A 23836-nucleotide genomic window follows, 5' to 3' on the forward strand; every position below is an offset into this window, starting at 1 on the left:
GGTTGCGTCCAGTTTTAAATAGATTGTGGGTGGGCTGAGTGGTATTCAGCCAAAGTTTCTTTTAAAGGAGAAATGTTTCGTCCTTTCGCTACAAAAGCGGAAACTGTGTCAGGCAGTTGTTCCAACACCAATTCGGCTTCTTTTTTGCTGCTAAATTCAGCAAAAACGCATGAACCAGTGCCAGTCAATCTCGACGGCGCGTATTGTAGCAGCCATGAAAGTTGCTTATCAACCTCTGGGTACAGCATTCGCACAATTTTTTCGCAATCGTTTACGTATTCTTGCTCTAGAAGCGTTGATAGCGCTCGCTTCGGCGTATTTCGAGTTAATTCTGAATGTGTGAATATGTCTACAGTTGCTATGCTCACTTGAGGCTTAACAACGAGATACCATTTTTCATCCGGATTAGCGGGTTGAAGCTGTTCTCCAACGCCTTCCGCAAAGGCTGCATGGCCTCGAACGAACACAGGAACGTCAGCGCCAAGTTTCAATCCGATCTCTGCGAGTTGATCATCAGACAGGTTGAGTTGCCACAGATAGTTAAGTGCGACCAATACGGTTGCGGCATTTGAAGAGCCTCCACCAATGCCACCTCCCATCGGAAGTACTTTCTTTAGCTCAATATCGGCACCGAAAGAAGTCGATGTATATTGTTGAAGGGCGGTCGCGGCTTTCCAAATCAGGTTGTCTTGTGTCGCAACGCCTGGGATTTCCGGTGTGATGGTAATTAAGTTGGTTTCTTTATTCGCGGTAACCGTTAGTTCATCACCAAAATCGACAAACTGAAACAAGGTTTGGAGCTCGTGATAGCCATTGTCACGTCGACCTGTGATGTAAAGAAATAGATTCAGTTTAGCCGGAGAAGGCCAATGCGTTGGCGTTGTTATCATTTTTTCAGTGTCCACTTCGAAACTACAATGTTGATTTTGTTATCGTCTTGCTTGAATGACAATCGAGTAGGGAGGGGGATGCTTTCTACATTAGTGTTGTCTTCATTTGATAGCTGCTTACTCGGCATCTCAGTATTTCGATAATTAGCGAAGTTCAGTGTCCATAGCTGGCTGCTGACTTGTTTGGTTAGAGACTCAAGCGTGTTGGTTGTATTTAACTGGTAGCTGTCAGCTTGGTCTGGAATGCCAAGGAACCATTGAGGCAGGTGATCAATAGGGATCTGCAAACCTGTCAGTTGCTCAACCAATACAGAGGCACTTGCGTGAGTAAATATTTGGTCGTCATAGGTCACCACTTTGGCACCCGACGGATCTATGGTCAGGTTCAATGCGGTTTGACCTAGGAACGTCGTGAGCCTCAATTGGCTTTGATTTGGTGAGTGCTTCCAAATGAAGTTTAGGCTTTGGCGCTGCTCGGGAGAAATGTAGGCGAGCTTGCCCGAGGCTTGGTAGCTTTCTATCTGTAGAAGTCGGTTTTGGTGACTTTGCCACTCAACACTGGTCGGTTGTTCAGGTATAGACGAGCAACCCACTATAATTATGGTCATAAAAATAAGAGACGTGATTCTACGAAGTTTGCTCATATTTGCTCACAACTTGTTCAAATTTATCTAAAAAACGCTTCAACTATAGCATTGAATTCACGAACTCAGGAAAACAAATCCCGCTTGCTCTTTAAATAGAGCCATGCATCAAGTAAAATTCGCCCCTTGTTTCCATTCCCTGATCGAGAACTTCTGATACATGTCTTTGCTTGCCGTAGGTATCAATCACAATACAGCGTCGGTTGAATTGCGAGAAAAAGTCGCTTTTGGTCCAGATAAATTATCTGAGGCACTCAAGCAACTTAACGCAAATGCACACGTGAATGGAAGTGTCATACTTTCTACCTGTAATCGAACTGAAGTGTATTGCGACGTTAAAGGCGTGGCTAAAAACAAACTCATCGATTGGTTGTCGGTTTTCCATCAAGTTAGCCCTGAAGAGCTAAAGCCAAGCCTTTATATCCATGAAGAGCAAGCCGCGATTAAACACTTAATGCGCGTTGCTTGTGGTTTGGACTCTTTAGTCTTGGGTGAACCGCAGATCTTAGGTCAGGTAAAGCAAGCGTATACGGACTCGCGAGAGAACAAATCCGTTGATGCTTCAATGGAAAAACTATTCCAGAAATCATTTTCTGTTGCGAAGCGTGTTCGAACTGAAACGGAAATCGGTGGAAGCGCGGTTTCTGTTGCTTACGCAGCCTGTACCTTAGCCAAGCATATTTTTGAATCCATCGCAGATTCAACCGTATTATTGGTGGGTGCAGGTGAAACCATTGAACTGGTGGCTAAGCACCTTTCGGCGAATGGCTGTACAAAAATGATCGTGGCGAACCGAACTCGAGAGCGTGCTTTAGGGCTAGCAGAAGAGTTTGGCGCTGAAGTGATCAGCTTGAATGAGATCCCTGATCATCTTCATCGAGCGGATATCGTAATCAGCTCAACCGCAAGTCCGTTACCTATTATTGGCAAGGGTATGGTTGAGACTGCTCTAAAAACAAGAAAGCATCAGCCGATGTTATTGGTTGATATTGCCGTTCCACGTGATGTTGAATCGCAGGTTGGCGACCTGAATGATGCCTACCTTTATTCGGTTGATGATCTGCAGTCGATCGTTGATGGCAATATCGAACAACGCAAAGTAGAAGCGATTCAAGCTGAAGCGATCGTCAGTGAAGAAAGTGCCGCGTTCATGAGTTGGATGCGCTCACTGCAAGCGGTAGACAGTATTCGAGATTACCGTAAATCGGCTAACGAAATCCGCGAAGAATTATTAAGTAAAAGTTTACAATCACTTGCCGCTGGCGGTGACCCTGAAAAAGTTTTACTCGAGCTCAGCAATAAGCTCACAAACAAATTGATCCATGCTCCAACGCGCGCACTTCAAAGTGCAGCTGAGCAAGGAGAACCTGCAAAATTAATGGTCATTAGACAGAGTTTGGGCTTAGAAAACCCTCAATAATATTAGACCTCCAACAAGATAAGACATTATGAAAGCCTCGATTCTAGTAAAGCTTGAAACACTTGTTGAACGCTATGAAGAAGTTCAACATCTACTTGGTGATCCAGATGTAATCGGGAATCAAGACAAATTCCGTGCACTTTCAAAAGAGTACTCTCAACTTGAAGAAGTGACAGCTTGCTTCCAGTCATACCAGCAAGCTAAAGAAGATCTAGAAGCTGCTGAAGAGATGGCAAACGAAGACGACGCAGAAATGCGTGAAATGGCTCAAGATGAAATCAAAGATGCGAAAGCAGCGATTGAGCGTCTGACTGATGAGCTACAGATTCTTCTTATTCCAAAAGATCCAAACGATGAGCGTAACTGTTTCCTAGAAATCCGCGCAGGCGCGGGTGGTGATGAAGCAGGTATCTTTGCTGGTAACCTTTTCCGTATGTACTCTAAGTTTGCAGAGAAGAAAGGCTGGCGCGTTGAAGTAATGAGCAGCAATGACTCAGAACAAGGCGGCTACAAAGAGATGATCGCTAAGATCAGTGGCGACAGTGTTTACGGTACAATGAAATTTGAATCAGGTGGTCACCGTGTACAACGTGTGCCTGAGACAGAATCTCAAGGTCGTGTTCACACATCTGCATGTACTGTTGCTGTTATGCCTGAGATCCCAGAAGCGGATCTTCCAGAAATCAAAGCGGGCGATCTTAAGATTGATACCTTCCGTGCATCAGGCGCGGGTGGTCAGCACGTTAACACCACGGATTCAGCAATCCGTATTACTCACTTACCAACAGGTACAGTAGTAGAGTGTCAAGACGAGCGTTCTCAGCATAAAAACAAAGCGAAAGCGATGGCAGTTCTTGCGGCTCGTATCGTTCAAGCTGAAGAAGAGCGTCGTGCGGCAGCAATCTCTGACACACGTCGTAACCTACTAGGTTCAGGTGACCGTAGTGACCGTATCCGTACGTACAACTACCCACAAGGCCGTGTTTCTGACCACCGCATCAACTTAACTATCTACCGTCTGAACGAAGTTCTGGAAGGTGATATGCAAAGTCTGCTTGATCCTGTTCTACAAGAACACCAAGCTGACCAACTTGCAGCATTGGCAGAAAATAACTAACGATATGCAGTCTGCTTATACGGTTGAAAGTGCATTAAAAGCAGCAATCGTGCAGCTACAAGAGGGCGATAACACATCGCCCTCGATTGATGCTGCGGTACTGCTATGTCACGCCTTAGACAAACCAAGATCTTACCTACTTACTTGGCCTGAGAAGCACCTCACCTCAGAACAAGAATCTGAATTCAATACCCTACTAAAACGTCGTTTAACCGGTGAGCCAGTGGCTTACATTGTTGGTGAGCGAGAGTTTTGGTCATTGCCGTTAAAAGTTTCTCCTTCTACCTTAATCCCTCGTCCAGACACTGAACGTTTGGTTGAAGTGGCTTTGGATAAAACCTATGGCAAACAAGGTGCGATTCTAGATTTGGGGACGGGTACAGGTGCGATCGCATTGGCGCTAGCGTCTGAAATGCCAAACCGCTCTGTGACGGGTATTGATCTGCGCCCTGAAGCTCAAGAGCTTGCGACAGAAAATGCGAAGTGCTTAAACATCACCAACGCAACATTTTTACATGGCAGTTGGTTTGATCCTTTAAGCGAGCTAGCTTCTGATGGCAACGATACCAAGTTCTCTTTAATTGTCTCTAACCCACCTTATATTGAGAAAGATGACCCTCATTTATCTCAAGGGGATGTGCGTTTCGAGCCAATTACCGCATTGGTTGCTGAAGAGAAAGGATTGGCTGACATTCGATACATTTCTGAAAATGCACGTGGCTTTTTGGAAAATGAAGGCTGGTTGGCGTTTGAACACGGTTACGACCAAGGCTTGGCGGTACGTGAGATAATGCAGGCGCTCGGTTATCTCGATGTTGTCACAGAGAAAGATTACGGTGGTAATGACCGAGTGACATTGGGTCGTTACTGTTCATAGGTCGTGACTGCTCATAGATAGCGACTGTCCATCGGCTGCGGTTAATCATCTTGTGAGCAATAGATGATGAACTTGCTAAATTTATACCTTTAACTCGACAATACATTTCACTCGGTGATGCATTTAACGCAGAAATACAGAGCATTAACGGGTATTGTGTGGCTCGTGTTAACGAAAGCACATATAAAAATATAAAGGAATATCATGTACGAAGGTTTAAAACATTTTCACTTACTAACGATTGCGATAAGCGCACTGCTGCTTTCGATTCGTTTCGCTCTTATGATGGCTAACTCTCCGAAGCTTAAGCATCCTTTCTTGCAGCGTTTTCCTCATATCAATGACTCGTTGCTACTGCTATCGGGTATTGGTTTGATTTTTATCACTGGCTTTATTCCATTTACACCGGCAGCTCCATGGTTAACCGAAAAACTAACCTGTGTTATGGCTTACATCGCATTGGGTTTCTTTGCGCTTAAGTTAGGTAAAAACAAGCTATTGAGAGTTTTCTCTTTCTTCGGTGCACTTGGCTGGTTAGCGATGGCAGGCAAAATCGCAATGACGAAGACACCAACATTTTTCGGTTAATTATCTCCTTATTTTCGGTTAACTATCTATGTACGAATTTTTTGATGAAGACTTTGACCAGCTAGAATTAGCTGAAGGTGCATTGATCTTAAATAAAGCGATTAACTCAGAAACTCAAGACAGCTGGGCTGAGCAAGAGCTAGCAAGATTGTTTAAAGAAGCTGAATTTGCTTTGGTTCATGAAACCGACGAACAGCAGAAGTTTGAGTCTTTTATTCGACTATTCTTCTATGAGTGGGGCTTCGCTGGCGATAAAGATGCGTACTTCTCTTCAGAAAACGCATTCATTGATAAAGTGCTTGAGAGAAAGAAAGGCATTCCAGTAAGCCTTGGCGCGATCTTTCTTTTTTTAGGTCGCAAGCTAGGCTTTCCTGTAGAAGGAGTCTCTTTCCCGACTCAGTTTCTGCTTAAAGTCAGTTGGTACGGGCAAGCTGCTGTCTATATTAACCCTTACAACGGTGAGTATGTTGGCGAGCAAACCTTGCGTGCATGGCTGATTGGACATGATGGTCCATTAGCTAAGCTTAAAGCGGAGCATTTAGAAGTGGCCGACCACCCAACCATTATTGGTAAGTGGCTAGCACTGCTTAAGAGTGCACTGCTAAGAGAAGAGCGTTATACGCTTGCATTGAAATGTACTGACCTAGCATTAACGTTTGTACCGGATGACCCGTATGAAATCCGCGATCGTGGCTTTATTTATCAACAGCTAGATTGCCACCAAGTAGCAGCAACGGATTATCAATACTTTATCGACCAATGCCCAGATGACCCTGCATCTGAGTTACTGAAATCTCAAGTGAACGTCATGAACGAAAAGACAGTGGTCGTTCACTAATTAATAATTATTTAGAGAGAATATGATGGAACAGAAAACAGTTCACATTGGCGACATGCCAATTGCTAACGACAAGCCATTCACGCTATTTGCAGGCATGAACGTTCTTGAATCTCGCGATCTAGCAATGCAGATCTGTGAGCACTACGTGAAAGTAACCGAGAAGCTGGGTATCCCTTATGTATTTAAGGCGTCTTTCGATAAAGCGAACCGCAGCTCTGTTCATTCGTACCGTGGTCCAGGTATGGAAGAAGGTCTTAAGATCTTCCAAGAGCTAAAAGACACATTCGGCGTGAAGATCATCACTGATGTTCACACTGAAGCACAAGCTCAGCCAGTTGCAGATGTGGTTGATGTTATTCAGCTTCCAGCGTTCCTAGCTCGTCAAACTGACCTAGTTGAAGCGATGGCGAAGACTGGCGCTGTAATCAATGTGAAGAAGCCTCAGTTCATGAGCCCGAACCAAGTAGGCAACATCGTTGATAAGTTTGCTGAGTGTGGCAACGACAAGATCATCCTATGTGAGCGTGGCGCTTGTATGGGTTATGACAACCTTGTTGTGGACATGCTTGGCTTTGGCGTGATGAAGAAATCTTCAAACGGTAGCCCAATCATCTTCGACGTGACGCACTCTCTACAAATGCGCGACCCTTCAGGTGCTGCATCTGGCGGTCGTCGTGAGCAAACGGTTGAACTTGCGAAAGCGGGTCTTGCGACAGGTATTGCGGGTCTGTTTATCGAAGCTCACCCTAATCCAGATCAAGCACGTTGTGACGGCCCATCTGCACTGCCTCTAGATAAACTAGAGCCGTTCTTGAAGCAGATGAAAGCACTTGATGATCTTATCAAAGGCTTCGAACACATCGATATCAAATAATCGAATTTCAAAGTATCAAGAGCCGGCATAAGTGCCGGCTTTTTTGTACCTATTGTAAAATGAGCTACAGGTATTTCGACATGTTTACACCAAGTTAATGCATGCTTTGAGATGTTATAACGTATCATTCAAGGCTTTGATTAATAAAATAAATTTAACGAGGGTCACTTAATTGGGGCGTTGAATTGAGTAAATCACAAATAATCTAAAAAATTATGAAAACGTTTGCCTGTGATCACTTATTTGCTCAAATGCAACTTTGTCGCTTTGTTACACACTCGATAGCGGATTAAGGTGATCTATCCTACATAAATATGAAATCACTCTGTTAGGTTTACTGTCTTAATTTAAACTACTTCAAGTTTTACCATTCTCTAACGATGTTTCTTAAGTAGACATTGGCTAAATGAGAGCGGTTGAAGCAGTGGATTCCCCTAAAAAGTTCAAAGGTATGACAATGAAGCAACGCCTTATTCTAAAGACAGCACTAAGTGCTGCAATCCTAGCTACTTTAGCTGGTTGTGCGTCTCAATCGACCCATGATTGGAACCAAGACGAAACTTACAAGCTAACTATTCTTCACACTAACGACAACCATGGTCGTTTCTGGCAGAACAAATACGGCGAATACGGCATGTCTGCGCGTAAAACGCTAATTGATCAACTTCGTGCGGAAGTTGAAGCAGAAGGCGGTAGCGTGTTGCTTCTATCTGGCGGTGACATCAACACAGGTGTGCCAGAGTCAGATCTTCAGGATGCTGAACCTGATTTCAAAGGTATGAACAAGATTGGTTACGATGCAATGGCATTGGGTAACCACGAGTTTGATAACTCACTAGACGTATTACAAAAGCAGATCGATTGGGCTAATTTCCCAATGCTGTCTGCAAACATCTACGATAAAGCGACAGGTGAGCGCAAGTTCCAAGCTTACGAGATGTTCGAAAAGCAAGGCATCAAGATTGCGGTTATTGGTTTAACAACTGAAGATACCCAAAAGATTGGTAACCCTGAGTTCATCGCTGGTATCGATTTCCGTGACCCTAAAGAAGAAGCGAAGCAACTGATCGCTGAACTTCAAGAAACAGAAAAACCAGATCTTATCTTCGCAGTGACTCACATGGGCCACTACGAAAATGGTCAGCGTGGCGTTAACGCACCGGGTGATGTGGCATTAGCACGTTACCTAGATGAAGGTGATCTAGACATGATCGTTGGTGGTCACTCTCAAGAGCCTGTATGTATGGAAGGCCCTAACGTTGCGAAGAAAAACTTCAAGCCGGGTGATGAGTGTAAGCCTGACCTTCAAAACGGTACTTACATCGTTCAAGCTCACGAGTGGGGCAAATACGTAGGTCGTGCTGACTACGAATTCCGTAATGGCGAGCTAGAGATGGTGAGCTACAATCTTGTTCCAGTAAACCTTAAGAAAAAAGTTAAGATTGACGGCAAGAAACAGCGTGTCTTTATTCAAGATGAAATCGCACAAGACCCAGAACTACTTGAGTTCCTACGTCCTTTCCAAGAGCAAGGCCAAGCGCAGCTAGAAGTTCAAATTGCTGAAACTAATGGCAAGCTTGAAGGTGACCGTAACGTTGTTCGTTTCCAACAGACTAACCTAGGTCGTTTAATTGCGACTTCTCACATGGAGCGCGCAAAAGCAGACTTCGCTGTGATGAACTCGGGTGGTGTACGTGATTCAATTGAAGCCGGTGATGTAACTTACAAAGACGTACTAACAGTACAACCTTTTGCAAACATCCTGACTTACACAGACATGACGGGTAAAGAAGTTCTAGATTACCTAAATGTAGTTGCGACTAAGCCAATCGATTCTGGTGCTTACGCACAGTTTGCTGGCATCTCAATGACGGTAGCAAACGGTGAAGTATCGAATGTATTCATCGGTGGTAAGCAGCTACGTTTAGATGAAACATACCGCTTCACAGTGCCAAGCTTCAACGCTGCTGGTGGTGACGGTTACCCTAAACTGTCTGACCACCCTGGTTACGTAAACACTGGCTTTGTTGATGCAGAAGTACTGAAAGAGTACCTAGAAGCAAACAGCCCAGTAGACGTGAACAAGTACGCACCTTCTGGCCAAATGGTTTACAAGTAATTGAACCCAATAAATTTAATCACTAGGTGCTGAATTAGATTGACTCTAGCACCATGATAAATTTAACTAAAGCGACGCCCCGGCGTCGCTTTTTGTTTATCTATCGTTTGGATTTGTTATGACCCCAGCAATCAATCTCGCCAAGAAAAAGAAAATCGCTCATAGCGTTCATCAGTATCATCACGATGCCAACAATACCAACTATGGTTTGGAAGCGGTTGAAGCGCTTGGTCAGGATCCTAAACGCGTGTTCAAAACGCTTTTGTTCTGTTTGAACGGTGTGGCTAAAGACTTGGCTGTGGCGGTTATTCCTGTGGACCAAAAGCTAAACCTAAAACTTGCAGCAAAAGCAGCGAAAGGTAAAAAAGCAGAGATGGCGAATCCTGAAATTGCACAGAAAACCACGGGTTATGTGGTGGGTGGAATCAGCCCGCTTGGTCAAAAGAAAGCATTGCCTACCTTTGTACACTCCACTGCGACGGATTTTGAAACGATATGTGTGAGCGCAGGAAAGAGGGGCTTGGAAATCGAGCTAGATCCAAAGGACTTAGCCATGCTTACCCGAGCTCAATTTACTGATTTGTGTTTGTAACAGACGGGCGATAATAAAAGCCATTAATCTGTCGAGCTAAATACCGTCTTCGTACGCAGCTTTGGCTTAGCCAACAACAAAAAACGCCCACTAAGATAACCTAGTGGGCGTTTCTGTATTAAAGAGTAAATATTACTTCTTAAGACCTAATGTACCACCAACGCGCTTAGGTGCCGGTTTGTTTGGTCTGTTTGAGTCTTGACTACGGTTTGTTGGCTTGCCGCTTCTACGATCGTTGTTATTGCGGTCTGTACGATTACGATCCGAACTGCTTCTATCTGAATTAGAACGCTCTGAACGAGAGTTCGATTTCCAGTTCTCGGTATTGCCGCCGCTTTCACTATTCGCTGAGTTACGACCACGCTTTGAATTAGGCGCGTGACGGAATTCATCGGCATTGTTACCACGATAAGTACGAGTACGGTTCTCTTTTTGGTTGCGGCGCGCTGTTGAGGTTTGGTTCTCTTCACGGCTATCAAAAAGTTTAGCGTCTGTCGCTTTGCGAATGCGCTGGCCTTTCGCGTTCATCTTTGACGCATCTTCAGTGCTCACTGAGCCTTCACACATCGCTAAGATTTCAGTGATCTCTTCGTCGCTCAGGTAGCGCCATTTGCCATTTGGAATGCCCTCTAAAGAGATGTTCATGATACGTACACGGCGCAGTTTGAAAACTTCATAACCAAGTGCTTCACACATACGACGGATTTGGCGGTTAAGGCCTTGCGTTAGTGTGATTCGGAAAGAGAACTTAGTCTCTTTCTCTACTTTACATGGCAAAGTCACCGTATCCAGAATAGGAACACCCGCTGCCATTTTCTGTAAGAACTCACCCGTAATCGGCTTGTCGACACGAACCACGTACTCTTTTTCGTGGTTGTTACCCGCACGAAGAATCTTGTTTACGATGTCGCCATCATTGGTCAGGAAGATAAGACCATCAGACGGTTTATCAAGGCGACCAATTGGGAAAATACGCTTGTGATGACCAATAAAGTCAACGATGTTGCCAGGAATATCTCGCTCAGTCGTACAAGTAATACCGGTCGGCTTATTCAGGGCAATGTAGATAGGCTTTTCTTTCGAACGAACGGGCTTGTTGTCGATCTCAACGTCATCACCTGGCATTACTTTCGTACCCATCTCTGGGATCTTACCATTGATAGTAACTCGGCCAGCATCAATGAGTTTGTCGGCTTCGCGGCGTGAGCAAAAACCAGTTTCACTGATGTACTTATTAAGGCGTTTAGCTTGGGATTCTTGTGACATGATATTCTCTTAGCGTTTCACAACGGAAATATAGATAAACAAAAAGCAACTACAGGGCAGTTGCTTTACGTTTGAATTTGTTAACTGACGACAATTTTAGCACCTAGTGTCTACTTCGGCACTAAATATCTATTGTCTAGCAAATTGGAGTGACAATGAGCGTGTCGTCGAGGCTATCAATACAACTGGTACTAACTTGATCGCTTCTGGTGTCGTTCTCTGTTTTCGAGTTTTTTGTCATTACTCTTTCTCAACATGACGTAGACCGCGCCTGTTCCACCATGAAATTGTTGCGCCGAATGCACACACTGGACATCGTTAATTTGAGTCAACCAGTTGGCAACATAGCTTTTCATCATTGCGGGTGGATTCGAACGTTCACCTTTGCCATGAACAATGATGACGGTACGAACATCCATCCTTAAACATTGACGTAAAAATGAGAGCACTTCATTACGTGCGTCTTTGAGTGTTTTTCTATGCAGGTCAAGCTTGGCTTGAATAGGGTACTTACCTAGACGTAGCTTTTTGTATACGCCTTCCTGAACGCCATCTTTCTTATAAGCGATAACATCATCTGGCTTCACCATCGGAGAGTAGTCGAGCGAGAGGTAATCTTTCTCGTCATCAGACAGCCACATTGCGGCTTCACGCTTGGCTAGGTGAGATTCCGTTACGCGGTGTACTTTCTGGTGTTCAGCGGTGTCGTGGTCGATACGTTTCACATCGCCCATCATTTCTTGGAATAAATCTAAATCGTCATCATGAGACATAGTGTGCATCTCAAGTTAGAGAAGGATAGGTTAAGTATACCTAAGTTGGGGCTGGGTTTAAAAATGAAAAAACCGGAGGAGACAAGAGAAGTCAGCTCCGGTGCAAAGCGTTTTAACGTTTACTTATCAAGTAAATGATACTTAACAGCAAATGATTTAGGCTGAGCGACTCTAGTGAGGAGATTTGTCAGTCATAACTTTGTAGATGAAGAAGCCTCCATAAAACATCATGAGACCCAGAGCCCCGAAGATTACTATCATTGATGATAGTCCCACCGCATTACCAAATAGGAGATCTAGCCAAAAGTCCATGTGTATACCTCAAAGTTATATGACATGGGTTAGTGTATTAACAAGCATTATCAATTCACTGATCTGGATCAATCCTGTTTCATAAGTTAAATACTTGTTGGTAACTGTGTGTTTTTCGTCACATCATGCTCGTTGTTGTATGTCTTTTGTTCGAACGATTCAAAATCGCAATAAATATGAGAAAAAGCCCTTGCGGATAAATTCAGAACCCGTATTATACGCTCCATCGACAGGCAATGAGCCAGTTAGATATCTCGGTGAATAGCGCAGCTTGGTAGCGCATCTGGTTTGGGACCAGAGGGTCGGGGGTTCGAATCCCTCTTCACCGACCACATTAAAGAAAGCCGTAGCAGAAATGCTACGGCTTTTTTGCATTTGAACGTTTCGTTTTGGTTTGGAACTCAAGTGGGGTTCGCCTGATGTTCAAAATAAGCTCTTCAACGACCACATTTAGGAAGCCTGCTCAATGAGCAGGCTTTCGTCGTTTTGAGCTATTGTAAATGGGATTCGAACTAGACTAGGGTTCGCTTGATGTTCGAAATAAGCTCTTCACCAACCACATTAAAGAAAGCTGTAGCACTCTTTGTAATAGAAGGGGCTACGGCTTTTTTGCATTTGAACGTTTCGTTTTGGTTTGGAACTCAAGTGGGGTTCGCCTGATATTAAAAATAAGCTCTTCACCGGCCGCATTAAAGAAAGCCGTAGCACTCTTTGTAATAGAAAGTGCTACGGCTTTTTATATTCTAGGACAGTGTCGGTCACCTATCATCGTCAGTTGAGTCTAAGCCTAGTCTTATTGAACGAACTCACTCGTTGCAATGTTGTTTTTCACCCAAATCAGAGCCTGTAAGCGATTCTTCACCTTGATTTTTTTAAACGTGTTGTGAAGGTGTGCTTTGACCGTATTCTCACTGACATAGAGGGTATCTGCTATCTGAGTATTAGACGCTCCATCACCGAGTAACTTAATGATCTGCTGCTCGCGTTTTGTCAGTTTGAGGTAATTAGGGCTGGTTTTGGCGCATTGTCTGTCTCTATAAAAACGGATGTATTTATAGATCAGTTTTCTGCTCATCCACATCTCGCCTTGCAAAATGCAGTTAAACCCAGCCACGAGCTTTTCAAGGGTGTCCGACGTATAAAAAATGCCAACAAGGTATTGCCATTTTAGCATTTCTGAATGTGGAAAGTCGTCTGGTGTATTGAGTAACACTTCATGAACGTTACTTGCGACGTCATCCCTGATCTCCTGGTATCTCTCAATGTACTGTTTACTCATTATCGGAAAATCAATAATAACTAGATCTAAGCCTTGATTCTGTAGCGACTTAATACTTAACCGTTCTGGTGATATGAGCCTTATGTTCAGGTTAACTTTTTGTTCTATAGACTCTTTAAGTAATATTGATTGTAAATTGTTCTCCGCAAGTAAAATGGCGTTATGAGCTTCCAGCTTAGCCATGTGGAACTCCTTGTCTTAACTCATTACTTGAACTTTAGGTGTTTTAGTTTAAAGCACGTATTGTTATTTTGCTAACTTTTAAGGTTAATTATTCATCAAATTTATGAAATGAATTTAATAGTATTGTCGAAGGTAAAATAATACTTAAGTAGAAAGAGGGAATTACCGAGATTTATGGTTTTATTTTATTGATTGTACAGTCTTTATGAATTTTCCAGATCCCCTTGTTTGGAAGAAGTTTTATAGTGACTGGAAACTGATTTATATTAAGAATCAACGTCGTAACACCACTTTTTGTATTCTGATTGAAAGTCGAATGGGTGTTCGTACTTAATGTTAATGAAGATGCCACACTGTTATTTACGGTCAGAATAAGATTTTTATTTTTTATCAGGCACTGTACTGAATTTAAATCATAAGCAAATCCATTTAAATGGTAAGAAATAAATAAAACGGCGACCAGCGCCGTTTTAATATGTGCATTAACAAGCATATTAGTTTTGGTTTATTAGACCAACATTGCCGTATGCACCGTTACCTGAAACATACGCAGCATCATACGAAGTTTGATGAATTAGGAATTCATTAGCGCTACTGCTCTGTAGGTTAACCATGGCTGTTGATTCTCGTCCAATTTGTTCCGTGAAAACTCGGTTGCCATCACCTGAAATTTCGATGTCGACCAAATTGTCTCTAGCGGGACCAATGTTGCGAGTATCAACGATACTTTGGACGTAGTTGCTATCACCAGTAACATTGATATCAACATCATTATAATCAGCATCTCGGTCGCTGAACTCAGTATATGTTACATTTGAATGACCATTGACTTGCACATCTGCTTCATTGAAGTCAGCACCGCCAAGAGCTTTAACTACAGAGATATTATCATCGCCCATTTGGGTGACACGCAGATCATTGTTTTGCCCCCAACGTTCAACTTTTATTTTAGCTTGGTTTCGCAATCCATCTTGTTTAACCCAAGCATCGTTATGTTTGTAACGTAGCTGAACCTCTGCCTCATTTAGATTACCGCTCTGTTGAACAACTACGTCTGAATTATAACTGGCATGTGTATCGACAAGCGCGACATGACCATTAGTAACACCTGATGTGTTTTGAATAATGGTTACATTAGCCATATCGCCACTCCCCATTTGCCACACCGCTGTATTGTCCATAGCTAAAGGCTGAATTGCATCAACTTTACTCTTGATACCAAGGTCTGCTACTCCCTCAATGACTCCCGTTGCTGGCTCAGATGCAGGAAATGGAGCTGGCAAATCATCTGCGTGAGCTACGTTTAAGCCAATAACGGCACCGACTATAATTCCAAGTTTTGTAAGTTTCATAAGTTGTATCCTTATACATTTCCATGTCGACGTTGTTGTTGCTTCATAGAGAAGCAACTCGAATCAAGCGTCCATACTGCGCGCTAATTTGCTTGATTGATGTATATTCTCATTGAGCTCGACGCGTTTACGATTGCAAAATCATGCCCATTTTGAGAAATTCCTGAATTGTCCCCTCCAGCACCAGCCATAAATGCAGTATTGTTATTTCCTTGTTGATCGATACTCAGTTTGCTGCTGCTTCCAGAGAAATTAGCTTGTCCAATAACTGCTAAATTGTTATTTCCGTCTTGGGAAATTAGCGCTTCAGAATTGACTCCGATCTGACCAATCGCTGCATAGTTATTTGAACCATTTTGATCAACCAAGGCAGTATTGTTTCGCCCAGTTTGACCTATAAATGCGGAATTAGAACTTCCGCTTTGCGTTATCTTTGCTCTGTTGTTCGCGGTAATATCAGGACTGCGTTGTTTAATTATTGCTGTTGAATCAGAAGCATTAGATATATTAATTTCTGAATAATTATCTAAATCCCCAGAAGGAAAGTTTTCCAAGTCGTTATAATCATTAATGATATCCTGACTAACATTATGTAAAAAATCGCCCTCTATATCTGATGCGATAGCATTATTAAAACCTCCTGATAAAAAATATAAACAAGTTAAGCTGATAAGTGATGCTTGCCCAATTACCATCATCTTCGCCTTAAAGTGTTCGTGATTATGATCCCTACTAAAATAAATTTCGTAGGGAAGTGAGTGAACCTGTTTCTTATCGAAATCCTAGGCTTTGAATTTACGAACAGCTATAAACTTAAAGTTGAAAATATTTTGGTTTACATATGAAATTTAATTAGTATTCAGCTGCCGTCTGCCAACCTTAGTTAATCAATTCCCTTCAGCAATTAATCCCAAAGTTTATATATGCCACTGTAAGCATGAATTACGCTTTATTCAGATTCGATGAATCACATTCTCATTTTGTAAATGGACTTTGAATGGGAGCACTCATGAAAATCAAGCTGCTTACAATAACTCTGCTTTCTTTTGCTATTCACGCAGAAGAAAAGAGTCATGGTCTTGAAAATGCTGCTCCTTTAGAAAACGGACAAAAATTTGAGGATTCGACAAACAAACTTAAGGAAAAATTCAACGACTTTAGTGAAGTTGATGGAATCATAGTGGACAGAACCATCACGCGGCTCGGAGAGGATTTCTATTTTTTCTTCTCGCAATCGCTCAATGATAGTTATCCCGACCTTAAGGAAAATTTGACGGTAAAAGAAAGGCCAACGGCGTTATCTGGAAGCATCATAGAGGTTCAACACTCTAGGAAACCGATCTTTCGTACGGCGTTGTCCCCTGGTCGTAGACAAGCAAAAGAACGTGCTGCCGATGCAACAAGAGTGGTTGGGAATTACATCATCCGATGGCAAGCAGAGCGGATCTTTCAGGACACTTACGACCTAGACCATGATGAATTCTAAGGAGCCAAGGATGTCGATATTTTTCAGAAAGACTGCGCTCATTGCGCTGCTCGTTTCGCCTTTAGTTTATGCAAGCGAGTTAGTTTATACGCCCGTAAACCCAAGTTTTGGCGGAAACGCTTTAAACAGTTCTCACCTTTTTAATCACGCCAATGCCATCAATGATTTCGAAGACCCTAGTGCTCGGGACATTTTTGATGAACAAGAATCTGCGTTAGATCGATTAGCATCGAGTTTAGAGTCTCGTTTGATTAGCCAATTGCTTGCGGATGTCGGTAATGGCAACACAGGACAACTAGAAACCGATGACTTTTTCCTGAACATTGTGGATGACTCAGGGACGTTATTGGTTCAAATCGTTGATAAAGCGACAGGAGAATCAACCGAAATCAGCGTATCGGGACTCAACCCAGACCTCTAATTCACAAGGATTGTGCTATGAAATCGATCATCATCGTCTTCCTGGCCTTTGTGTTGGGAGGATGCACTTACTCTATGCAAATTCCGGAGACTTCTGAAACGCCCAAGCTGATGCCCAGAGGGTCAACCTATACAGACCTGATCTCACTGCCTCAGCCTCGCGGTAAAATTCTAGTGTCAGTGTATGACTTTAGAGATCAGACAGGACAATATAAACCTCAACCCAACAGTAACTTCTCAACAGCTGTACCACAGGGCGGAACGTCTTTACTGACCACGGCATTGATAGATTCCCAGTGGTTTGTTCCTCTGGAGCGTGAAGGGCTCCAGAACTTGTTGACGGAACGTAAGATCATTCGTGCCGCTCAGAAGAAGGATAAAGTCGTCAATAACCATGGGGCGGATTTGTCATCCTTGAGTTCCGCAAACATTGTCATCGAAGGTGGGATTGTGGCTTACGATTCCAATATCGTAACGGGCGGGGCTGGTGCGAAGTACTTGGGTATAGGTGGTTCAGGGCAATATCGAACTGATCAAGTGACCGTGAACTTAAGAGCTGTGGATGTAAGAACGGGGCAAGTTTTATTGAGTGTCACCACATCCAAAACCATTTCTTCACATGAGATTGGCTTCGGTGCTTTTCGATTTGTCGATTACAAAGAACTACTCGAAGTTGAAATGGGTTATAGCCACAATGAGCCGGTTAATATCGCGGTAATGTCGGCCATTGATGCGGCGGTGATCCATCTAATCGTCAAAGGAATGAAGCGTGGAATGTGGTCGCCAGGTGACCCGAACGCAATCAGACATCCAATTATCGCACGCTACTTAGCGGCAGACACAGACATCCTCTAGAAAACCGAGTAAGCAGCAAAATAGGGCTATGCGGAAAACGGATTTTTCCCTTAGCCCTGTTTTTTCGTTAACTGATCAGCTCACATCACAAGTGATGTTTTTGATTGGTGTCTCTGAGGTAACAAAACAAACATAAGCTTCAACAGGGTTATTTGGACCAATTCGAATGTAACCTGCCTGTACTTCATCTTCGTTAAAAGTCACCGAGTGAGAATTATCCGTCTGACCATCGTAGAAGCTTGCTTCAAAATTACCATTCATTTGGCTTGCGATACGGTTGCGTGTCGTTGATGTCGTGAACGTAATATTCGCGCATCGCATTGGTGGCTTTTCAGTAATCAGAAACTGTCCGCTTTCTTTATCTAACACACCGCCTTTGGTGTCTGGCTGAATGTCTATCGGCTGGAATTGTTCGATCGTACAAGTTTCTTTGGCAGACGCTACTGTGGGCATCAGGATCGCTAGAGCTAAAGGGAAAGCAAAAAGTACTGGTTTCATGAGAACAACACCGTATGTAAAAAGAGCGAAAGATAATAGCACCTGTATGGTGTCATTAAATGTAAGAATTCTGTTATTAAGGACATGCTTTTATAATGAAAAGGTCATGTCCTAACTAACTAGCTGTCTTCGTCAACCTCGAACTGACACCGAGCTTGTTGGCTTTGTGATTGTTGAGTCACACTGAACCCCTTATCTTCTAACAACTGTAAAAGGTTACCATCTCCAATCAGGTGTAAAGTACCGACGACCAGCACGTAGTGTCCATTTGAGTCGAGTTTCCAATCTTTGGCAGATAGCTTGTTTGCCCAATCAACGTTGCGATCCGTTAGAAATGCTTTCTCAAGCTCGGTTGGCATTTCAGACAACTTCGCAAAATCCTCAAGTTTGGATTCATCGCCCGCTTTCCAGCTTTCAATGAGGCAATGTACGACACGGTCCGTTTGGTCAAATTCTTCAATGCTTGTCACTAGCCACTCTTTACCAGAATCTTTTTGCCCTGCAATGAGGTCTATTTGAAATTGTAGTGGCTCTAAGCTGATCACTGGAACGTCTTGTATTGTCGCTTTATAGGCGAGTGTTGCGTCTACACCGCCCGCTGAACCGTAGCCAAGGTTCTTTAACTGCTGCATTTGTATCGACAGAGATGTCGCCCAAGGCGGGGAGCTTAGTAGTTGTTGTGTCGACATACCCAAAGATTTGGAAATGCTTGTTAATAACTGTTGTTGATCTTCGCTTAATACATCGGCTGTAGTGACCGTGGTGGTAGGGTACACCACGCCTTCTGTCTTCCTGACATCTGTCTCGATAATTAATCCGTCGCTCTCTTTTAACGTGTCAGTGATTTGTGTGGGAAGCGGGTACATGCTCTCGTCTCCAACATGCACAGAACCTAAGATGGTGAGGGTCAGATCATCCTTTTTTGCCTGCCAATAAAGAGGTTCGGCGACAGCTTGCTTTGCTGAAAAGGCAAGTGTGAGTAGCGTAAGGTACAAGAATGTGCGCAAAGAAAGCTCCTTTAGAAAGACATAGGCTCGTTAAAAAAGATTTTGACGGAGTTTTTTAACGGTTTTTTTTGAGAACGATGTCACGTTGTTTGTACGAAAAGTATAACAACACGAGCAAACTCTAAAACTTTTCTCTCCAAGAACGACACGATTTTATGAAATCCTATGAAAAGATTGTGATTTAATTCTCAGTTATTACGTCAAAATAAAAGTGACGGAAGTGTCGTTAAGTATAACCTTATGATTTTATTAAAATTAAATTTATCAGTATTTTTGAGATTTGAAGCCGATCACTGAATTGGCCTGATTTAATTCACGCCAAAAAATAAGGCCATATAGTTTATCTAACTTTCAGAAGCGCTCCACTTTGCTTCTTACTCAATTTTTTAAATTTATGGGTGAATACGATGTTGAAGAGAAACTTACTATCTGTAGCGGTATTAGCTGGCCTGACGGGTTGTGCAGTAACACAAGCACCAGAACAGCAGGTTGTTAATGCACTGGCTGATAACCTTGATGTGCAATATGAAATTCTAACCAATCACGGTGCGAATGAAGGTATGGCTTGTCAGGATCTCGGCGCTGAATGGGCATCATGTAACAAAGTGAACATGACCCTGACCAATGACGGTGAAGCAATTGATTCGAAAGATTGGACCATTTACTTCCACAGTATTCGCCTTATTTTAGATGTTGATAACGAACAGTTTAAAATCACTCGTGTAACGGGTGACTTACACAAACTAGAACCTACAGATAAGTTCGATGGCTTTGCGGCGGGTGAAGAAGTAATTCTTCCACTGACGAGTGAATACTGGCAACTGTTTGAAACCGACTTCATGCCGGGTGCATTTGTTACTGCGCCAAATGCAGAACCAAAGATGATCGCTTCATTGAATACAGAAGATGTCGCGTCGTTCGTAACGGGTCTAAAGGGTAATAACCTTAAACGTACACCTGATGACAATAACGTAATGGCTACAGCGGTGACGCGTTTCGAAAAGAATGCTGATCTGGCAACTCAAGATGTATCAACAACGCTACTACCAACGCCAATGTCGGTAGAAGCGGGTGAAGGATCTGTGAGCATTGCTGGTGGTATTGCCCTACCAAAAGACGCATTCGATGCTGATCAGTTCGCTGCAATTGAAGAACGTGCAGATGTGGTAAACGTAGATGTGAGTGGTGACCTTCCAGTAAGTGTTACCGTTGTTCCTACTCAGTTTACGGGTGATTTAGCGAAATCTGGCGCTTATGAACTAAGCATCTCGGAAGAGGGGATTGCGATTAAAGCGTTTGATAAAACAGGTGCTTTCTATGCAGTTCAGTCTATTTTTGGCCTAATAGACAGTCAGAACGCTGAATCATTACCACAACTGTCGATCAAAGATGCACCGCGCTTTGATTACCGTGGTGTGATGGTGGATGTTGCTCGAAACTTCCACTCAAAAGATGCCATCCTAGCGACGCTAGACCAAATGGCAGCATACAAGATGAATAAACTGCACCTTCACTTAACAGATGATGAAGGCTGGCGTTTAGAAATCCCAGGTTTACCAGAGCTAACAGATGTAGGGTCTAACCGTTGTTTTGATTTGGAAGAGCAAAGCTGTTTACTGCCTCAGCTAGGTTCAGGTCCAACAACAGACAACTTTGGCTCTGGTTTCTTTAGTAAAGCGGATTACGTCGAGATCTTAAGCTACGCAAAAGCGCGCAGTATCGAAGTAATTCCAGAAATTGATATGCCAGCACACGCTCGTTCTGCTGTGGTATCAATGGAAGCGCGTTACACTCGCCTAATGGCGGAAGGTAAGGAAGCGGAAGCAAATGAATACCGCTTGATGGATCCACAAGATACATCGAACGTAACCACGGTTCAGTTCTACGATAAGCAAAGCTTCATCAACCCATGTATGGAATCTTCGACTCACTTTGTCGATAAAGTGATCTCTGAAGTGGCGGCAATGCACCAAGAAGCGGGCGTTCCACTAACGACTTGGCACTTCGGCGGCGATGAAGCGAAAAACATCAAGTTAGGCGCAGGCTTACAAGATATTAATGCAGAAGATAAAGTGGCTTGGAAAGGCAACATCGATTTGTCTAAGCAAGATAAGCCATTCCAACAGTCTCCACAGTGTCAGTCTTTGATCGCTGATGGTACTGTGAGCGACTTTGGTCACTTGCCAAGTCACTTTGCAGAGCAGGTATCTAAGATTGTTGCTGACAAAGGCATTCCTCACTTCCAAGCATGGCAAGATGGCCTGAAATACAGCGAAGGCGAGAAAGCATTTGCAACCGAAAGCACTCGCGTGAACTTCTGGGATGTTCTTTACTGGGGCGGCACTTCATCAGTATACGATTGGTCTGCGAAAGGGTATGACGTGATTGTTTCCAACCCAGACTACGTATACATGGATATGCCATACGAAGTTGATGCAGCAGAGCGCGGTTACTACTGGGCAACGCGTGCAACCGATACTCGCAAGATGTTTGGCTTCGCACCAGAAAACATGCCACAAAACGCAGAAACATCATTAGACCGTGACGGTAATGGCTTCTCTGGTAAAGGTGAAATTGAAGCGAAACCTTTCTATGGTTTGTCTGCACAACTTTGGTCTGAAACAGTTCGTACGGACGAGCAATATGAATACATGGTGTTCCCTCGCGTACTTGCAGCAGCAGAGCGCGCATGGCACAGAGCTGAGTGGGAAAACGATTACAAAGTGGGCGTTGAGTACTCTCAAGAAACTAACCTAGTGAACAAGCAGGCTCTAAACAGCGACTTTAATCGCTTCGCGAATATTGTTGGTCAACGTGAACTGGCTAAGCTTGAAAAAGCGGGTATTGATTACCGTCTACCAGTTCCAGGCGCTCAAGTTGTTGATGGTAAGCTGGCGATGAACGTTCAATTCCCAGGCGTAGAGCTGCAATACTCTGCTGATGGTGAAAACTGGCTAACGTATGATGAGCAGCAACGTCCATCGGTTTCTGGTGAAACGTACATCCGTTCTATCTCTGAAAGTGGCGAGAAAGTAAGTCGAGTAACGTCAGTTAAATAATCGATAAGCAACATTAATAGAAGAGCTCCCTAGCTATTACCTTACTTAAGGTTAAAAGTGGGAGCTCTTTTTGTTTGTTGCGAATTAGGCTCTCATCCAAAACGGGAACATATAGAAACCGTCTTTGTTTATAACGTCAACAATGCACATAAGGTGAGGTTCATCGCAAAAGTGACGCGCTTCTCATTATTCTCTTCAAAAAATAAGTCCCTCATAAAAAACTCTAAATCAGGTGTGATTCAATTAACCAAATCTAATTTTGCACCGTAAAATAATGTGATCCCGATCTGTACATTTTTCCATCTTGAGTTTTTTATCAATTTTTATGTTTTTAAGTGTTTGATTTTAAAGTGTTAAATAACTTGTTCTTTTTTGATAGTGAGAGAGATCACTCTGTCTGCTCTTTTATTTTGAAACGCAAATTAATTCGAGCAACATAGATTTCATGCCAGGGAGGCGACCAACTACTCAAGCGGTGAAGGTGAATGATGTACCGAAGATATGCCGCTGAAAAAATCAAACTAAGGCAGTTTACTATGAAAAAAATTATCGCTCTAAGTGCTCTTTCTCTTGCTTTCGCTTCTAGTGCTTTTGCTGGTTCTTCTTACGTAACAGGTAACATCCAAATTCATGATGACGGCCGTATCCACGGTTCTGATATGACTTCTACGCTAGAAGCTGGTCACACGTTTGACAACTCTCTAGGCGGCTTCACGGTTTACTCTGAGTTTGATGGTATCCAACTGGGTAAACTTGAATCTGAAAATGGCGGTGCAGGTAATACTACTCCTGGTATCACTGTAGGTGGTGAGCAATCTTTCAATATCACTGACAACCTATGGGTTGCTGCTGGTTACCAACACCTATTCTCTGCAGGTGAAAGCATTCAGTTCCGTCCATTAGTTAAGATCGGCTACAACTTCGATAACGGTATCTCTATTAGCAACCGTACTCGTGCACACATTGATGATACTTCTGCTAATGCAGATACTGACTACCGCATGGATAACCGCATTGCTTACACAGTGAATGCTGACCTAGCACTTAGCTACAACAACGTATACATGATTGATGCAGAAGCTATGGACCACGAGTTACGTGCAACATGGACTCGTCAAGGCGTTCAACCTTACTTTGAGTTCCGTAGCCAAGCTAACGGCGTAGACTTCGCAAACGGCGATTCTAAGCAGAACAACGCATTCGTATTCGGTGCTTCTTACGGCTTCTAAGCGGATTTATTTGGCGGTTTAGTCAATGAGACTATCCGCGAAATAGCTTTTTTGCCAAAGCACTTCCTTCGTGAATGAGCGAGGGGATTAAGCGGCACTAACAGCCCGGTTAGTGTCGCGACAAGATTTGCTTTACTGTCCAAAAGCAAAGAGCC

At 43.3% G+C, this 23836-nt stretch carries 23 protein-coding genes and 1 tRNA gene; 14 read left to right on the plus strand and 10 right to left on the minus strand.

Features of this window, described 5'->3' with window-relative positions:
- Positions 1-14: 14 nt before the first annotated feature.
- Complete coding sequence (gene ispE, locus OCV12_RS03625; RefSeq protein WP_261885367.1) at positions 15-890, minus strand: 4-(cytidine 5'-diphospho)-2-C-methyl-D-erythritol kinase; 876 nt, start codon at positions 888-890, stop codon at positions 15-17.
- Complete coding sequence (gene lolB / locus OCV12_RS03630; protein WP_261885368.1) at positions 887-1534, minus strand: lipoprotein insertase outer membrane protein LolB; 648 nt, start codon at positions 1532-1534, stop codon at positions 887-889. The genes ispE and lolB overlap by 4 nt, the downstream gene beginning before the upstream one ends.
- 160 nt (positions 1535-1694) lie before the next feature.
- Between lolB and hemA the strand changes: the two genes are divergently transcribed.
- The 8 genes from hemA (at position 1695) to ybaK (ending at position 9962) form a co-directional block, all read left to right on the plus strand.
- Positions 1695-2954, plus strand: a complete 1260-nt coding sequence (gene hemA, locus OCV12_RS03635; protein WP_017062312.1) for a glutamyl-tRNA reductase — start codon at positions 1695-1697, stop codon at positions 2952-2954.
- A gap of 28 nt (positions 2955-2982) precedes the next feature.
- Entirely contained in the window at positions 2983-4071 is a 1089-nt protein-coding gene (gene prfA / locus OCV12_RS03640; RefSeq protein ID WP_017632898.1) for a peptide chain release factor 1, read from the plus strand.
- A 4-nt stretch (positions 4072-4075) separates the two neighbouring features.
- Positions 4076-4948, plus strand: a complete 873-nt coding sequence (gene prmC / locus OCV12_RS03645; RefSeq protein WP_261885369.1) for a peptide chain release factor N(5)-glutamine methyltransferase — start codon at positions 4076-4078, stop codon at positions 4946-4948.
- Positions 4949-5152: 204 nt separating this feature from the next.
- Positions 5153-5536 (plus strand): SirB2 family protein, encoded by a 384-nt coding sequence (locus tag OCV12_RS03650; protein WP_009848726.1) that lies wholly within the window; start codon positions 5153-5155, stop codon positions 5534-5536.
- 28 nt (positions 5537-5564) lie between these two features.
- Positions 5565-6374, plus strand: a complete 810-nt coding sequence (locus tag OCV12_RS03655) for a SirB1 family protein (protein ID WP_261885370.1) — start codon at positions 5565-5567, stop codon at positions 6372-6374.
- Between the two features lie 22 nt (positions 6375-6396).
- Positions 6397-7251: a 3-deoxy-8-phosphooctulonate synthase gene (gene kdsA, locus OCV12_RS03660; RefSeq protein ID WP_174571129.1), complete on the plus strand. Its 855-nt coding sequence runs from the start codon at positions 6397-6399 to the stop codon at positions 7249-7251.
- Between the two features lie 457 nt (positions 7252-7708).
- The gene (gene ushA / locus OCV12_RS03665) at positions 7709-9370 is read left to right on the plus strand and encodes a bifunctional UDP-sugar hydrolase/5'-nucleotidase UshA (RefSeq protein WP_176681856.1); all 1662 of its coding nucleotides are present in this window, start codon (positions 7709-7711) and stop codon (positions 9368-9370) included.
- 118 nt (positions 9371-9488) lie between these two features.
- A complete protein-coding gene (ybaK, locus tag OCV12_RS03670) occupies positions 9489-9962 on the plus strand; it encodes a Cys-tRNA(Pro) deacylase (RefSeq protein ID WP_239828494.1) in 474 nt (157 codons plus the stop codon).
- A gap of 132 nt (positions 9963-10094) precedes the next feature.
- Here ybaK and rluF read toward each other — a convergent pair whose 3' ends face one another.
- The 3 genes from rluF to OCV12_RS03685 all read right to left on the minus strand — a co-directional run bounded on the left by rluF (position 10095) and on the right by OCV12_RS03685 (position 12313).
- Positions 10095-11228: a 23S rRNA pseudouridine(2604) synthase RluF gene (rluF, locus tag OCV12_RS03675; protein ID WP_261885371.1), complete on the minus strand. Its 1134-nt coding sequence runs from the start codon at positions 11226-11228 to the stop codon at positions 10095-10097.
- Positions 11229-11419: 191 nt separating this feature from the next.
- Positions 11420-12001 (minus strand): DNA endonuclease SmrA, encoded by a 582-nt coding sequence (gene smrA, locus OCV12_RS03680; RefSeq protein ID WP_026084095.1) that lies wholly within the window; start codon positions 11999-12001, stop codon positions 11420-11422.
- A 171-nt stretch (positions 12002-12172) separates the two neighbouring features.
- Positions 12173-12313 (minus strand): DUF3149 domain-containing protein, encoded by a 141-nt coding sequence (locus tag OCV12_RS03685; protein WP_004739790.1) that lies wholly within the window; start codon positions 12311-12313, stop codon positions 12173-12175.
- Positions 12314-12568: 255 nt separating this feature from the next.
- On the opposite strand from OCV12_RS03685, the gene OCV12_RS03690 reads away from it, so the two are divergent.
- A tRNA-Pro gene (locus OCV12_RS03690) sits at positions 12569-12645 on the plus strand.
- A gap of 461 nt (positions 12646-13106) precedes the next feature.
- Here the strand turns inward: OCV12_RS03690 and OCV12_RS03695 are convergent.
- The 3 genes from OCV12_RS03695 to OCV12_RS03705 form a co-directional block, all read right to left on the minus strand.
- Positions 13107-13775, minus strand: a complete 669-nt coding sequence (locus OCV12_RS03695) for a LuxR C-terminal-related transcriptional regulator (RefSeq protein ID WP_261885372.1) — start codon at positions 13773-13775, stop codon at positions 13107-13109.
- Positions 13776-14269: 494 nt separating this feature from the next.
- Positions 14270-15127: a curlin gene (locus OCV12_RS03700; protein WP_176681852.1), complete on the minus strand. Its 858-nt coding sequence runs from the start codon at positions 15125-15127 to the stop codon at positions 14270-14272.
- 83 nt (positions 15128-15210) lie between these two features.
- Positions 15211-15825: a curlin subunit CsgB gene (locus OCV12_RS03705; RefSeq protein WP_261885373.1), complete on the minus strand. Its 615-nt coding sequence runs from the start codon at positions 15823-15825 to the stop codon at positions 15211-15213.
- Between the two features lie 311 nt (positions 15826-16136).
- Here OCV12_RS03705 and OCV12_RS03710 point away from each other — a divergent pair, with 311 nt between their 5' ends.
- Genes OCV12_RS03710 through OCV12_RS03720 form a run of 3 tightly spaced genes read left to right on the plus strand, consistent with a single transcriptional unit; the run spans position 16137 to position 17888 of the window.
- Entirely contained in the window at positions 16137-16613 is a 477-nt protein-coding gene (locus OCV12_RS03710) for a curli production assembly/transport protein CsgE (protein ID WP_239847249.1), read from the plus strand.
- Positions 16614-16623: 10 nt separating this feature from the next.
- Positions 16624-17034 carry a curli assembly protein CsgF gene (locus OCV12_RS03715; RefSeq protein ID WP_261885374.1) on the plus strand — a complete coding sequence of 137 codons (411 nt, stop codon included), beginning with the start codon at positions 16624-16626 and terminating at the stop codon, positions 17032-17034.
- A 17-nt stretch (positions 17035-17051) separates the two neighbouring features.
- Complete coding sequence (locus tag OCV12_RS03720; RefSeq protein ID WP_176681848.1) at positions 17052-17888, plus strand: CsgG/HfaB family protein; 837 nt, start codon at positions 17052-17054, stop codon at positions 17886-17888.
- A 75-nt stretch (positions 17889-17963) separates the two neighbouring features.
- Here OCV12_RS03720 and OCV12_RS03725 read toward each other — a convergent pair whose 3' ends face one another.
- Together OCV12_RS03725 and OCV12_RS03730 are read right to left on the minus strand one after the other, a co-directional pair.
- Positions 17964-18386, minus strand: a complete 423-nt coding sequence (locus tag OCV12_RS03725; RefSeq protein WP_261885375.1) for a hypothetical protein — start codon at positions 18384-18386, stop codon at positions 17964-17966.
- Positions 18387-18505: 119 nt separating this feature from the next.
- The gene (locus tag OCV12_RS03730) at positions 18506-19393 is read right to left on the minus strand and encodes a TraB/GumN family protein (protein ID WP_261885376.1); all 888 of its coding nucleotides are present in this window, start codon (positions 19391-19393) and stop codon (positions 18506-18508) included.
- Between the two features lie 407 nt (positions 19394-19800).
- Between OCV12_RS03730 and OCV12_RS03735 the strand changes: the two genes are divergently transcribed.
- Positions 19801-22452 (plus strand): beta-N-acetylhexosaminidase, encoded by a 2652-nt coding sequence (locus OCV12_RS03735; RefSeq protein WP_261885377.1) that lies wholly within the window; start codon positions 19801-19803, stop codon positions 22450-22452.
- 536 nt (positions 22453-22988) lie between these two features.
- Positions 22989-23681, plus strand: coding sequence for an oligogalacturonate-specific porin KdgM family protein (locus tag OCV12_RS03740; RefSeq protein WP_017064150.1), 693 nt, complete (start codon positions 22989-22991; stop codon positions 23679-23681).
- Positions 23682-23836: the final 155 nt, after the last annotated feature.

It is taken from the genome of Vibrio pomeroyi, assembly GCF_024347595.1.
Classification (GTDB): Bacteria; Pseudomonadota; Gammaproteobacteria; order Enterobacterales; family Vibrionaceae; genus Vibrio; species Vibrio pomeroyi.